Origin of the sequence: Candidatus Pelagibacter communis (assembly GCF_001180225.1) — a bacterium.
Lineage (GTDB): Bacteria > Pseudomonadota > Alphaproteobacteria > Pelagibacterales > Pelagibacteraceae > Pelagibacter > Pelagibacter ubique_D.
Genome location: NZ_CVST01000011.1, coordinates 41,712 through 54,662, shown reverse-complemented (window position 1 = coordinate 54,662; position 12,951 = coordinate 41,712). Strand labels below are relative to the sequence as shown.

The window sequence follows — 12,951 nt, the reverse complement described above, 5'->3', positions numbered from 1 at the left end:
AGGTTATTCAAAATTAAAAACTTTTTTAAATATTCATATCCCTTATCTTAAAAACTCAGTCTTTCAATGCTCACTTTAAAAGGAGTTGTGTGAGAACCAAATAGAGCAATACCTTTTGATCCCAAGTGTGCTGTTATATGAGCGGGTCCAGTATCATTGGCGACAACAAATGAACTGTCTTTAATTAATCCAGTTAACTGTGAAATATTTAAAGCTTTATCGTTATCTAAAATAGATAAAGCATTTATATTTTTTGCATCTTTAATTTCATCTGGTCCAGGCGCAACAACTACTTGAAATTTATTTTCAAATTTTTCATTAATTAATGAGATTAAATCGTTGTAGTAAGGCCATTTCTTTATAGTTAAATGAGGTGAGCAAAAAGGAAAAAGTATTATGTATTTATCTAGTTCGTAATTATTTTTTATTTCTGAAATATCAACTGTACTCCACGAAAAGTCAGGCTTCATTGTATGATTAGTATTAATTCCTGAAGAACTTAACTGATGATCAAATCTTGAAAGAACAGAGTCTTTATCAAAATCTTTTTTAGTTGTTCCTTCTGGAAGTGTTGTTTCTGTTGAACTCCAAATGGTTTTGTCAGCTTTAGGAAATAATATATTTTTGTAAAATGATGTTCTGCTAGAATTTTGAAGGTCATAAACTTTTGAGAAATTATGTTTTTTAATCTCTCTCATTAGCAAATATAAATAAATTAAGTTAATCTTTGATAATCTCTTATCTAGAATAACATTTGAAATATGTGGGTTTTTTTTAAATAATTCAAAGTAAGGTTTTGTTGTTAATAAATGAATTTGATCTCCTTTATGATTTTCAGAAATATCTTGAATTGCCCCGCATGCTTGAGCTATATCGCCTAAAGATCCATGTTTAATAATTAAAATATTAGACATATTTCTAACAACTTAACATAGTATAAAGTTTTATGAATAAAATTATAGTCGAGATTTCTGTTGGTGAACTTTTAGACAAGATTTCAATATTAGAAATCAAACAAGATAAAATTAAAGACCCAGAAAAATTAAGTTTTATAAACAATGAGCATTCTATTCTTAAAAATCAGTTAGAAAAAAATGTTAAGTCTGATGAGAAGCTTAAAAAATTATTTAAAGACTTAAAAGATATAAATGCCAAACTTTGGGTTATTGAAGATGACAAAAGAGATTGTGAAAAAAATAAAGATTTTGGAGAAAAATTTATAGAACTTTCTAGAGATGTTCATTTTTTAAATGATGATCGTGCAAAAATAAAATTAGAGATGAATAACCATACAGGCTCTGCTATTAAAGAGATTAAAGAGTATACTAGTTACTAAAAACTTTTGGAAACCAATCCTTTCTCATCTGATCTCCTGATTTTAAATTAATTCCATCAAACGGTGGTGATGTTGGACCACCTCTTTCAATAAATGTAACATCATCACCTATAAATCTCATAGAAAATGCTCTACGCGATTTAGTGCTTTGATTTCCTGTGGAACCATGAACAGTTTTAAAATTAAACAAAACTGCATCACCTAATTTTAAATCAGGGATTAATATATCTTCTTCAAATTCTTCCTTTTTTGGAAGACTCATAAACGAGTCATCGTCTTCATACCAAGGTTGATCGTTTGACCATTTAGTAGGTCTTAAAAGTTTTTGCCATTTATGTGATCTTAAAATTAATTTAAGATTGTTTTCTCTATTTACTTCATCTAATGGTATCCAAAAACTTCCTGTATCATCTCCATCAACACAATAATAAGGCATATCTTGATGCCAAGGTGTTTCTTTATTTGTTCCTGGGTCTTTAATAAAAAGATGATCATGAAAAATTTGTATAGATTTTGAATTTGTAGCCTCAGCAACTATTTGGCCTGCATGAGAATTGAACATACAATCTTTGAATTCTTGAATTCTTTCCCAATTACAATAGTCCTCAAAAAACCTTCCCTCATCTACATTCACATTTTCTCTTCCGTGTTGACTTGGGTTGTCTAAAACTTTTTTAAAACCCTTTCTTAATGGTTCGATCCAATCTTTAAATACATCTTTAATAATTATTGCACCATAATATTGATAATCATCAATCTGTTTTTGCGAAAGATACATTTTATTGTTGGAAACTATATTTTTTTTCTAAATACTTAATCACATTATGAATAACAAAAGTCATAAACAAATATATTCCACCAGCTACAATAAATACTTCTATAGGCTTAAATGTTGTTGATATGATGTATTTAGCAACACCAGTTAAATCCATTAACGTTACTGTGCTTGCTAATGAAGTACCTTTCATCATTAAAATTATTTCATTTCCATATGCAGGCAGTGATTGCCTAATCGCAATAGGTATTTGAATTTTATAAAATATAATTTTATTTGAAATACCTAAACTTTTTCCAGCTTCAATAATTCCAGGTTTTATAGTTTGAAATGCAGATCTTAATATTTCAGACGTGTATGCGCCTGTATTTAATGTAAAAGCAATTATTGCACACCAATAAGGTTCTTTTAAAACAACCCATAAAAATGTTGATCTTAAATATTCAATTTGTCCAAGACCAAAATAAATAATAAAAATTTGAACCAATAAAGGAGTGCCCCTAAAAACATATGAGTATCCATAAGCAAATTTATTAATAAATATATTTTTGTTTAATCGTAAAATTGCAAAAAATAATCCAAGAAATAATCCAAAAAATAAAGACGCTGATAAAAGTTTTAAAGTAACTACAGTTGCTCCTAAAAGTTTTGGAAAGCTAGTGAACATTAAATCAAAATCCATTAATAACCCCTACTATATTTGACTTCTAATTTATTAATTAACTTCATACTTATGTAAGTGAGCAATAAATATAAAACTGCTGCAAAAGAATAAAAAAATAATGGATCTCTTGTAGATCCTGCGGCAATATAAGATTGTCTCATGATTTCGACCAAACCCGTTACTGATATTAAAGACGTGTCTTTTAAAGTAATTTGCCAGACATTACTTAAATTTGGAATTGCCAGTCTTAACATTTGAGGAAGGATTATTTTATAGAATTGACCAAATTTGCTAATACCTAAAACCTTCGCAGCCTCAAACTGACCTTTGTCAATTGATTGAATAGCGCCTCTAAAAACTTCTGTAGAATATGCACCTGAAATAATACCAATAGCAACAGCACCAGTAATAAATGCATTAATCTCTATATATTCATAATAACCAAATATTGATGCAACATACATGATTGCACCACTTCCACCGAAAAAGAAAAGATAAATAACTAAAAGTTCAGGCACACCTCTTATTACTGTAGTGTAAAAATTACCTACAAAGTTTAGAGTTTTGTATTTTGATAGCTTTAGTGGAGTAAAAATTAATGCAAAAAGAAAACCAACTAACATTGCTGTGACTGATACAGCAATAGTCATCAAGGTTGCATAAAATAACTCGTCGCCCCAACCTGTTTTTCCAAATGCAAGAAGTTCCATATAGACTGGCGACTATATATTATAGTCGCCAAATCCAAAATTAATTACATAGAAGCGTCGAAACCAAAATGTTTAATTGCAAGTTTGCTAATTATTCCTTGTTTTCTAGCTTTGTTAATTGCTTTATTGAAATCTTTTAAGATTTTAGCATCTCTTTTTCCAATTTTGCTATCACTAGCTTGTCTGATTCCAACACCAACTCCATTTCCAAATGCCCCACCTGAAAAAGTTGGTCCAACTAAAACAACTGGTTTACCAGATTTATCTGCGTAGTCTGTAAATGCTACTGCTGCAGCTAATGCAACATCACATCTTCCAGAAGTTAAATCTAAATTAACCTCGTCTTGAGTTTTATAAGTTCTAACATTTACACTTCCAACATCACCAGACTCTAAAAAGTTTTGGTGAATTGTTCCTGTTTGAGTACAGACTGTTTTTCCAGCAAGAGCATCTGTTAGAGTTTTAAGTGCTTTTTTAACACTAGAACCACCTAAAGATAAATTGATACCTTCTGGTGTATCTATGCCTTCTAAGCTTGAACCTTTCATTACAGCAAGAGATGCAACTTCATCAGCATAACCTTGTGAGAAAGTAATTGTTTTCTTTCTTTCATCTGTAATAGACATACCGGCCATGATTGCATCGAATTTTCTCATTACTAACGCAGGTATCATTCCGTCCCAATCTTGCTCAACGATTGTACACTCATACTTCATAATTTTACAAAGCTCTTGAGCTAACTCAACCTCAAATCCAATTAAATTGCCAGAAGCATCTTTTGAATTCCATGGAGGATAAGCACCTTCAGTTCCAATTTTAATTCTCTCAGCAGAAACATTTCCGATGATTAAAAAAGAAGCTAGAACTGTTAAAATAGTTTTTTTGAATATATTCATATTTTCTCCTTTTATTGGAATAATTATTTCACAATTTTTAAGAAGAAAAAAGAAAAATTAATGATTTATTGAAGATGAAAAGTTCCAAGCACAATCAAAACTTGGTATGTAAACTCTAGATAATTTAGCATTACCAAAATTTTGATTAAAGACATTTAACCAACTATCAACTTGCTTAGGTTTTTTATCCTGACTACCAACTTGAGCTGTTATCACCCCTTTTGGTTTTAATATTCTAACCAAAGAATCCATATTTTTTGCTGCTAGATCTATACAAAACTGATCATCATTAAGATCAACAAAAATATGATCGTAAGTATAATCAGCTACTGATTTAATACTTTCAAATGCATCTCCCCATACACATTTGACCGAATTTTTTTCTGTAGCTTTTTTTCCAATATCACCAAGATGTTTATTGCAAACATCCACAACTTCTGGATCTAATTCATACCAATCAATAAAATTAAAATTTTTAGAAATACATTCTCTTGCAACTCCACCATCTCCACCTCCGATGATAGCTGCCCTTTCATTATCTTTGTTTAAATTTAAACCTGAACCAACAAATGTAGAGCTATATAAATGCTCATCTGTTGCAGCAACTTGAATTTCACCATCTATAAATAATGATTTTCCAAACTGCTCAAGATCTAAAATTTCAATATGTTGACCAACTTTAGATTTAAAATCTTCTAAAACATCATTTACAACATAAGATTTTTGCAAACCTGGAGAACTATATATGTCATGATAAAGCAATTTTGTGTCTCTATTAAATTCTTTTTTAACAATTCTTATATGTTCAAATTCTTTTTTGATTATATCGATTGCAACTGAAGGACTTACTTTACCGCAAGTAAAAAAATCAAAACTAATAATTCCTTTTTCAGGAAATGTATGAAAACTAATATGACTTTCTGCTAAAAGAGCTAATATTGTGAAACCTTGTGGTTCAAATTTATATTTAGAAATATTTAGTATTGATACTTTTGCAGCTTTTGCAATTTCATGAATTACTTTTTCATAAACAGAAGGATCGTACTCTTTTGTAGTTCCAATGATGTCTAGAGTTATATGCTCTCCAACTTTGGTCATTAGCTATCCTTTTTATAATTTTTAGCTTTGGATAAAACTTTATTCATTTCTACTATAGAAAGAATTTTAGGCTTACCCAATTTCAGGCTCGTTATATACTGAAGCGATATATTTTCAACCTCTTCAGCTAATTCAAATGCTTTCGCCAAACTATCTTCAAATGCAATCTGACCGTGATTTGCAATTAAGCAAGCTTTTCTACCTTTTAAAGCTCTTAAAATATTTTTAGATAATTCTCTCGTTCCAAAGGTTGCATATTTTGCACATTTAATGTCATAGCCACCAGCCATTGCAACCATGTAATGAAAAGAAGGGATTCCTTTTTTATGAGTAGATAAAGCAGTTGCATTTGTTGAATGAGCGTGAACAATTGCTTTAGCTTCTTTTTTATTTTTATAAATATCTTGATGAAATTTCCATTCTGAAGATGGAATACCTTTTTTTTTGTCAAACTCACCATCTAATGAAACGAAAACTATATCTTTATTTTTTAAAGTTGAGTATTTTTTTCCAGACGGGGAAATTAAAAAACCATTTTTATACCTTACTGAGATATTTCCAGATCTTAAAGCTGATAATTTTTTTGTGTTCAGCATTTTTGAATATCGAATAATTTCAGAACTTAAATTTTTCATTTGAATAAGTTTTTTAGTCCATTGGTAGAAGCTTCACATACTCCTCTCTCAGTAATCAATCCACTTACATATTTTGCAGGAGTTACATCAAAAGCTAAATTCATTGCTTTACTTTTCTTTGGGTAAATCAAAACTTTTTTAACTTCATTGTTTTCATCAATACCCTCTACATGAGATAATTCCTCAGAGTTTCTTTCCTCAATTGGAATGTCTCTTGCATCTTCAATGTTCCAATCAATAGTTGAACTTGGAAGCGCAACATAAAAAGGTACGTTGTTATCATGTGCAGCTAAAGCTTTTAGATAAGTTCCAATTTTATTACACACGTCTCCATTTGATAAAGTTCTATCTGTTCCAACAATACACATATCAACTTGCCCTCTTTGCATTAAAATACCACCAGTATTATCAGCAATAATTGTATTTGGAATTTCTTCCTCATTTAACTCATATGAAGTTAAATTTGCACCTTGGTTCCTTGGTCTTGTTTCATCTACCCATACATGAACCGGAATTCCTTTTTTATGAGCATGATAAATCGGTGAAGTTGCTGTGCCCCAATTAATTGTTGCTAACCAACCTGCATTACAATGAGTTAAAATATTTACTGTATTTTTTTTGTTATTGTAGATTTCCTCTATTATTTTTAATCCATTAATGCCTATATCCTCACAAAACCTCTCATCCTCATCACAAATTTCTTTAGCTTCTTTTAAAGCTACTTCTAAAATTTGATTGCTATTGATGCCAGATAATTTTTTCATCATACGATCAACTGCCCATTTTAAGTTTATCGCAGTAGGTCTTGATTTAATTAATTCTTCTGAACATTTGCTTATAAATTCTTGAGAGTTGTTCTCATGAATAGCTAAAACTATTCCGTAAGCAGCTGTTGCCCCAATTAAAGGAGCACCTCTAACTTCCATAACCTTGATTGCATTTATTGCATCTTTAACTGATTTAAGATCTTTTATTATAAATTGATGTGGAAGTTTTGTTTGATCAATTATTTTTACTATTTTATCCTCGTACCATATTGTTCGGTATTCTTTTCCTTGAATTCTCATTTACTCAAAACTCTACCTGCAACCGTTTTTAACTTATCTATTGTTTTTTGGGTTCGTTTTTCTGGAGCAGTAATAATAGCTACATCTAAGCAATTATTGGTTGGATCATTTGCATCTATATGGTTCTCAAAATTATCAATTAAATTTTTAATCATAACTTTTGCTTTTTCAGCATTTCCTAATAAAACTTTAATCACTTGTTGAACATCAACATTTTCATGATTTGGGTGCCAACAATCAAAATCTGTAACCATTGAAACTGAGGCATATCTAATTTCTGCCTCTCTTGCTAGTTTTGCTTCAGGCATATTGGTCATACCAATTACATCTGCTTTCCAAGATCTGTATAAATTAGATTCTGCCAATGTAGAAAATTGTGGACCCTCCATAACAACATAGGTTCCATTTCTTTGATATTCTATATTGGATTTTTTAATCGCATCTTCACAAGCATTCATTAATCCATTAGAAGTAGGATGTGCCATAGATACATGAGCAACGATTTCATCATCAAAAAAAGTTTTTACCCGTGCAAAAGTTCTATCAATAAATTGATCAACAATAACAAATTTTCCAGGTGACAATTCTTCTTTCAGAGATCCTACGGCTGAGACTGAAACAATATCAGTAACACCTAATTGTTTAAGTGCATCAATGTTTGCTCTAAAATTTATATTCGATGGAGAAATAAAATGCCCTCTCCCATGTCTAGGTAAAAAATAAACTTCTTTATTATTATAATTAGTTTTTAATATTTGATCAGATGGTTTGCCCCAAGGTGTATTTATTTCTAATAATTCTCTGTTAGTAAATTCTTCAACATCATAGAGACCACTTCCACCAATTATTGCTAATTTATTTGTTGTCATAATTTAAAATATATTTATTTATAATTGAGTATTATGAATTTAAAAGATCATATTAGATCAATTCCTGATTATCCAAAAAAAGGTATTCTATTTAGGGATATAACTACTCTAATTAAAAACGAGGAAGCTTTTGCTGAAACAATTAATCAAATCATTGAAAGATCTAAAAAATACAAAATTGATAAAATTGCTGCAATAGAATCAAGGGGTTTCGTGTTTGCCTCTGCCGTTTCTTATATCCTTAAAAAACCTTTTATAATGTTGAGAAAAAAAAATAAATTACCAGCTGAAGTACATTCTGTAGATTTTGAATTAGAGTATGGCACTGCAACTATTGAGGTTCATAAAGACTCTATTTTAAAAAATGAGTCTGTTTTAATAATTGATGACTTAATTGCAACAGGTGGTACTGCAGAAGCTGCTGCTAAATTGGTTGAAATGTGTGATGCAAAAGTAGCTGCATTTGTTTTTGTTATTAATTTATTTGATTTAGGTGGATCAGATAATTTGGTAAATAAAAATTATAAAGTTGAAAATTTAATAGAATTTCCAGGTCATTAAATGGTAGCGGGAAGTGGGATCGAACCACTGACCTCGGGCTTATGAGTCCCGCGCTCTAACCAACTGAGCTACCCCGCCATAAAGTGAGAGATTTATACTACATTTATTAACTCTTTCAACTATAAGTAAATTTCCTATGAAAAAAAAAATTACCTTTCTTTTTATTAGCCACTTTTTCTTTTTAATAATCGGATTTGGCTTAGGTGTATATTTTCTACCAATTTTAACCGCACCAGAGTCAGTCGAAATAAGTAAAATTAATGAGTATGAAAATAAATCTCAATATCAAACTGAGTTTGTAAGAGATTTAAGAGGGAGTGATCCATTTCACTGGGGAGAAGCAAAAGTTACAATTTCAAATACAAAAATTACAGTTAATGGTGCAATTGCACCCGGGCCAGATTATAAACTTTATCTAACAAATGAATTTACACAACATGAGGATGAATTTTTACCAATTAAAGATGAAGCTAAATATGTTGCAGAGGTTAAAAGTTTTGAAAACTTTGTTGTTGATGTTCCTTCAAATGTAAATGTAAGTAAATACAATACTGTAGTTATTTGGTGTGAAAGTTTCAGTGAATTTATAACTGCAGGTAAATATCAATAATTAAGCAATCTTTTGTTTTTTCTTATGTCGCATTATATTTTTTTGAAAAAACTTTGTTGTAATTTTATTTATTTTATTAAAATATAAAACTTTATGACATTTAATTTAAAGAAAGTAGTTCTACTAATCAAAGGTAATAATTTCACAGAAGCTATGAAAAAATTTAAAGAAACTACAATTGAAAATAAAAATGATTTTAATTTTTATTTTTATCGTGGGATAACAAACTTTAAATTAAATAAATTTAATGACGCTAAAAAAGATTTTGAGAAAAGTATCTTGTTGAATTCATCATCTCCAGAAGTTTTTTTTTAATTTAGGAATGATTAATTATGATTTAGGTGAAATTGATGATGCTATAAATAATTTTTTAAAATCTATTAACGCTAATAAGAAATTTTTACCATCTCATTCTATGTTGCTAAATGCTCTCTGCTTAACTAAGTATTACGATAAAAGTGACTTTGAATTGGTAAATGTTCATAATAAATTAAAAAAAATTACCTTAAGTTTTAATCCTGATGAAAAAATCCAAAATCAAAAGATAAAAAACTATTTTAAACAAATCAATCAAGTTATTGATGAAAATCTGAAAAATATTAGTTTCAATTTTACTCAAACATACAGACGATATAATCCACCATTAAAATGTGATAGACACAAGACTATTTTTAAAGAATATAATATTATTCCAGAATATTGTTTTAATTGTTATAAAATACAAATAAACGTAAGCACTGTTTTGGATTTAATTAAACTGTATTTCATCTTTGATAATATTGAACTTGCAAATAAAAATACTTTAAAATGCATGATAGAGATAAGATCAAGTATTGAAAATAAATACAAAGGTTTAATTTTTTGTTCATCAATTAAAGAAAGTGAGAATATTAAAAATATATTAAATAGATTCTTAAAAATTAATATAGAGAATTATAGTATAAAAATTAAACGTGGTTGCTCAGAATACAGCCTAATATCAGATAGATATGACGATTTGACTAAAAATGCATTACAGTACAATCCTGAATGGAAAAAATTTGAAGATTTGATTGATAAAAAAAATCCAAATTTCAATTTTGAAAAAAAAACTGGTCCAATTGAAAAAGGTTTGTCTCTATTTGATGCATTGGTAATAAGAAATTGGATGGCATACGCTAGATTGTCAGATGATCAATCTTATAAGTATATAACTGATAAGATTTTTTACTCTAAATTTATCGAAAATAGAATTAATAATAAAAATTCAAATTAAATTTAATCTATTTAAATTATCTATTATTATTAATTATTTTTAAAATTAGTTTGCTTTAATGGTTTAAAGATAATTTCAGCAGGATATTTAATTTTCTCTATTTCTATTGAAATGTTTGCATTTAGAAGTTCATCATCTGAATAGTCATTATTTATATAACCAAATGCAAGATTTTTTTTGAAGTTAAAAGAATAATTACCCGATGTAGTTCTTCCAACTATTTTATTATCTTTATAAATTGGTTCATCGTGAAGTAGAAGGGGTTTTCCTGGTTCATTATTTTTAAGTACAAACATAGCAAACTTCCTATCAATTTTTTTATCTTTTATTTTTTCCAATGCTTCTCTTCCAATAAAATTAAAGTCTTTCTTATAACTAATTGTAAAGTTAAGACCTGCTTGATATTGATTTTCTTCTGGTGAAATGTCATGACCCCAATGTAAAAAACCACTTTCCATTCTCATTGTATCTAATGCATGCATTCCACAATTAGATAAATTATATTTTTTACCTTTTTCTATTAATTTCTCATATATATTTTTAGACTCAGAATTTTTAACATATAGCTCATAACCTAACTCTCCAACGTAAGATAGTCTCTGGGTCCATATTTTAGTTCCATCAATTTCAATATATTTTGAATTTGCAAACTTAAAATTTTCATTGCTAAAATCGTCTGAGCTTAAATCTTGTATTAAAAATCTACTCTTTGGACCAAATATTCCAAACACACAATAATCATCGGTAACGTCAGTTAACCCTACACCTTCTGATAGATGCTTCTTGATATGAAATTTATCTCTTTCTCTTGTTGCTGCAGAACCAATTATTCTAAAATGATTTTGATCTATACAAACTACTGTAAGATCTGTTTCTATTCCTCCATCTTTATTAAGCATATGAGTATAAGTACATTTTCCAGGTTCCTGTTTTATATTTGATGTACAAATTTTCTGAAGATCTTCATGAGCTTTTTCAGATTTAATTTCGAATTTAGAAAAAGGAGACAAATCATATAGACCAATATTTGTTAGTGTGTTGTTAGTTTCGTATTCAACTGATGGATACCAGTTTTGATAATTATAACTATATTCATACTCTGCTTTTTCTCCATCAAGAGCAAACCACATTGGTCTTTCATATCCAGCTGAAACTCCAAAACATGCACCAAAACTTTTTAATTCGTCATGGTATGGTAATTTTTTTACATTTCTTGATGTTTTATGTTGTTTATAAGGCCAATGCATTCCATACAAATCCCCAAGTGACTCTGTAATACGATCTTTAATAAAACCTAATTCTGAATGAAACTTTTGAAATCTCTTAATATCATAATTAAAAATATCTTCATTGATATGGCCAGTCATTAACCATTCTGCGGTTACTTTTCCAACTCCTCCTCCACTACCAATGCCAATGCTATTCAAACCACAACTAACAAATAAATTTTTAACCTCAGGAACTTCGCCTAATAAAGAATTGGTATCAGGTGTAAAAGACTCTGGTCCAGAAAAAAACTTTCTAATTCCAGCTTGCTCTAAAACTGGAAATCGTTTCATGGATTTTTCTAAATACGGTTCAAAATGATCAAAATTTTCTGGGAATTCACCGAATGAAAAATCTTCTGGAACTTTATTAGTATCTTTAAATGCAGGGATTGATTTACCTTCAAATATTCCAATTAAAAGTTTTCCAGCATCTTCTTTAATGTAAGTACTGCTGTCAAAATCTCTTATTACAGGTAATGTTGGTGAAAGATTTTCAATTGGCTCTGTAATTACATAAAAATGTTCTGCAGGATATAAAGGAATACTAACTCCTATTTTTTCTCCAATTTGTCTAGACCACATACCTGTTGCAAGAACCACATATTCACATTCAATATCTTGCCCATTAACTCTAACACCACTAACTCTACCATTTTTAGTTAATATTGTTTCAACAGGTGATTGCTCAAATATTTTTGCTCCACCTAATCTTGCACCTTTTGCCAACATATGTGTAACACCACTTGGATCAGCTGCACCATCACCAGGCATTAACACTCCACCTTTTAAATCTTCTGTGTACATGATTGGATAATTTTTCTTTATTTGATCTTTATCTAAAATCTTAATATCAACATCATACAATTGAGCTGTAGTTGCTTGCCTTTGAAGCTCTTGCCATCTAGCGTCTGTTTGAGCAATTGATAAGGCTCCATTAATTCTTAAACCCGCAGAGTGATCAACTTCTTTTTCTAATTTTTTATAAAGATCTAAAGTATATTTTCTAATTTTTGTAACTGCTGCTGTTGGGCCTAATTGACTAACTAATCCTGCTGCATGCCAAGTTGTACCTGATGTTAATTGATCTCTTTCTAAAAGAACAACATCTTTCCAGCCAAATTTTGTTAAGTGATAAGCAACAGAACATCCTATAACTCCACCTCCAACAACAACTACCTTTGTGCTAGAAGGATATTTTTTTTCCATT

The 12,951-nt window shown here is 29.3% G+C and carries 15 protein-coding genes and 1 tRNA gene; 5 read left to right on the top strand and 11 right to left on the bottom strand.

The genetic code is table 11. The annotated features are described in order from the left end of the window. Positions 1–47 precede the first annotated feature (47 nt). Complete coding sequence (locus AMN99_RS00545; protein ID WP_075505918.1) at positions 48–914, bottom strand: glycosyltransferase family 9 protein; 867 nt, start codon at positions 912–914, stop codon at positions 48–50. A gap of 32 nt (positions 915–946) precedes the next feature. Here AMN99_RS00545 and AMN99_RS00540 point away from each other — a divergent pair, with 32 nt between their 5' ends. Continuing rightward, positions 947–1,336, top strand: a complete 390-nt coding sequence (locus AMN99_RS00540) for a DUF6165 family protein (RefSeq protein WP_075505917.1) — start codon at positions 947–949, stop codon at positions 1,334–1,336. Here AMN99_RS00540 and AMN99_RS00535 read toward each other — a convergent pair. From AMN99_RS00535 to AMN99_RS00500, 8 genes are read right to left on the bottom strand one after another with little or no spacing between them, the layout of a single operon-like run. Further along, the gene (locus AMN99_RS00535; RefSeq protein WP_075505916.1) at positions 1,326–2,114 is read right to left on the bottom strand and encodes a phytanoyl-CoA dioxygenase family protein; all 789 of its coding nucleotides are present in this window, start codon (positions 2,112–2,114) and stop codon (positions 1,326–1,328) included. The two genes, AMN99_RS00540 and AMN99_RS00535, sit on opposite strands and share 11 nt — an antisense overlap. Position 2,115: 1 nt before the next feature. After that, positions 2,116–2,793: an ABC transporter permease gene (locus tag AMN99_RS00530; protein ID WP_075505915.1), complete on the bottom strand. Its 678-nt coding sequence runs from the start codon at positions 2,791–2,793 to the stop codon at positions 2,116–2,118. Further along, a complete protein-coding gene (locus AMN99_RS00525; protein ID WP_075505914.1) occupies positions 2,793–3,485 on the bottom strand; it encodes an ABC transporter permease in 693 nt (230 codons plus the stop codon). Before AMN99_RS00525 ends, AMN99_RS00530 begins: the two co-directional genes overlap by 1 nt. 44 nt (positions 3,486–3,529) lie before the next feature. Continuing rightward, positions 3,530–4,381, bottom strand: a complete 852-nt coding sequence (locus tag AMN99_RS00520; protein ID WP_075505913.1) for a transporter substrate-binding domain-containing protein — start codon at positions 4,379–4,381, stop codon at positions 3,530–3,532. Between the two features lie 57 nt (positions 4,382–4,438). Then, positions 4,439–5,479, bottom strand: a complete 1,041-nt coding sequence (gene speD, locus AMN99_RS00515; protein WP_075505912.1) for an adenosylmethionine decarboxylase — start codon at positions 5,477–5,479, stop codon at positions 4,439–4,441. Further along, entirely contained in the window at positions 5,479–6,114 is a 636-nt protein-coding gene (locus AMN99_RS00510) for a class II aldolase/adducin family protein (protein WP_075505911.1), read from the bottom strand. The genes speD and AMN99_RS00510 overlap by 1 nt, the downstream gene beginning before the upstream one ends. Beyond that, a complete protein-coding gene (gene mtnA, locus AMN99_RS00505) occupies positions 6,111–7,181 on the bottom strand; it encodes an S-methyl-5-thioribose-1-phosphate isomerase (protein ID WP_075505910.1) in 1,071 nt (356 codons plus the stop codon). Before mtnA ends, AMN99_RS00510 begins: the two co-directional genes overlap by 4 nt. After that, on the bottom strand, positions 7,178–8,050 hold the full coding sequence (locus AMN99_RS00500; protein ID WP_075505909.1) for an S-methyl-5'-thioadenosine phosphorylase: 873 nt from the start codon (positions 8,048–8,050) through the stop codon (positions 7,178–7,180). Before AMN99_RS00500 ends, mtnA begins: the two co-directional genes overlap by 4 nt. Before the next feature lie 33 nt (positions 8,051–8,083). Here AMN99_RS00500 and AMN99_RS00495 point away from each other — a divergent pair, with 33 nt between their 5' ends. Beyond that, positions 8,084–8,611: an adenine phosphoribosyltransferase gene (locus AMN99_RS00495; RefSeq protein ID WP_075505908.1), complete on the top strand. Its 528-nt coding sequence runs from the start codon at positions 8,084–8,086 to the stop codon at positions 8,609–8,611. A 1-nt stretch (position 8,612) separates the two neighbouring features. Here the strand turns inward: AMN99_RS00495 and AMN99_RS00490 are convergent. Beyond that, positions 8,613–8,689: transfer RNA gene (locus AMN99_RS00490), tRNA-Met, on the bottom strand. Between the two features lie 58 nt (positions 8,690–8,747). Between AMN99_RS00490 and AMN99_RS00485 the strand changes: the two genes are divergently transcribed. From AMN99_RS00485 to AMN99_RS00475, 3 genes are all read left to right on the top strand, one after another. Beyond that, on the top strand, positions 8,748–9,221 hold the full coding sequence (locus AMN99_RS00485; RefSeq protein WP_075505907.1) for a DM13 domain-containing protein: 474 nt from the start codon (positions 8,748–8,750) through the stop codon (positions 9,219–9,221). 93 nt (positions 9,222–9,314) lie between these two features. Further along, on the top strand, positions 9,315–9,536 hold the full coding sequence (locus AMN99_RS00480) for a tetratricopeptide repeat protein (RefSeq protein ID WP_075505906.1): 222 nt from the start codon (positions 9,315–9,317) through the stop codon (positions 9,534–9,536). A gap of 7 nt (positions 9,537–9,543) precedes the next feature. Continuing rightward, positions 9,544–10,476 (top strand): hypothetical protein, encoded by a 933-nt coding sequence (locus AMN99_RS00475; protein WP_075505905.1) that lies wholly within the window; start codon positions 9,544–9,546, stop codon positions 10,474–10,476. A gap of 29 nt (positions 10,477–10,505) precedes the next feature. Here the strand turns inward: AMN99_RS00475 and AMN99_RS00470 are convergent, their stop codons facing one another. Next, positions 10,506–12,950, bottom strand: a complete 2,445-nt coding sequence (locus AMN99_RS00470) for a GcvT family protein (protein ID WP_075505904.1) — start codon at positions 12,948–12,950, stop codon at positions 10,506–10,508. Between the last annotated feature and the right edge of the window lies 1 nt (position 12,951).

What these genes read in the sequence shown, in the direction of transcription:
- AMN99_RS00525 (WP_075505914.1), bottom strand. Translation starts at nt 3,485, where the DNA reads ATGGAACTTCTTGCATTTGGAAAAACAGGTTGGGGCGACGAGTTATTT.
- AMN99_RS00545 (WP_075505918.1), bottom strand. Translation starts at nt 914, where the DNA reads ATGTCTAATATTTTAATTATTAAACATGGATCTTTAGGCGATATAGCT.
- AMN99_RS00535 (WP_075505916.1), bottom strand. Translation starts at nt 2,114, where the DNA reads ATGTATCTTTCGCAAAAACAGATTGATGATTATCAATATTATGGTGCA.
- AMN99_RS00510 (WP_075505911.1), bottom strand. Translation starts at nt 6,114, where the DNA reads ATGAAAAATTTAAGTTCTGAAATTATTCGATATTCAAAAATGCTGAAC.
- AMN99_RS00520 (WP_075505913.1), bottom strand. Translation starts at nt 4,381, where the DNA reads ATGAATATATTCAAAAAAACTATTTTAACAGTTCTAGCTTCTTTTTTA.
- AMN99_RS00470 (WP_075505904.1), bottom strand. Translation starts at nt 12,950, where the DNA reads ATGGAAAAAAAATATCCTTCTAGCACAAAGGTAGTTGTTGTTGGAGGT.
- AMN99_RS00475 (WP_075505905.1), top strand. Translation starts at nt 9,544, where the DNA reads ATGATTAATTATGATTTAGGTGAAATTGATGATGCTATAAATAATTTT.
- AMN99_RS00485 (WP_075505907.1), top strand. Translation starts at nt 8,748, where the DNA reads ATGAAAAAAAAAATTACCTTTCTTTTTATTAGCCACTTTTTCTTTTTA.
- AMN99_RS00495 (WP_075505908.1), top strand. Translation starts at nt 8,084, where the DNA reads ATGAATTTAAAAGATCATATTAGATCAATTCCTGATTATCCAAAAAAA.
- mtnA (WP_075505910.1), bottom strand. Translation starts at nt 7,181, where the DNA reads ATGAGAATTCAAGGAAAAGAATACCGAACAATATGGTACGAGGATAAA.
- AMN99_RS00500 (WP_075505909.1), bottom strand. Translation starts at nt 8,050, where the DNA reads ATGACAACAAATAAATTAGCAATAATTGGTGGAAGTGGTCTCTATGAT.
- AMN99_RS00480 (WP_075505906.1), top strand. Translation starts at nt 9,315, where the DNA reads ATGACATTTAATTTAAAGAAAGTAGTTCTACTAATCAAAGGTAATAAT.
- AMN99_RS00530 (WP_075505915.1), bottom strand. Translation starts at nt 2,793, where the DNA reads ATGGATTTTGATTTAATGTTCACTAGCTTTCCAAAACTTTTAGGAGCA.
- speD (WP_075505912.1), bottom strand. Translation starts at nt 5,479, where the DNA reads ATGACCAAAGTTGGAGAGCATATAACTCTAGACATCATTGGAACTACA.
- AMN99_RS00540 (WP_075505917.1), top strand. Translation starts at nt 947, where the DNA reads ATGAATAAAATTATAGTCGAGATTTCTGTTGGTGAACTTTTAGACAAG.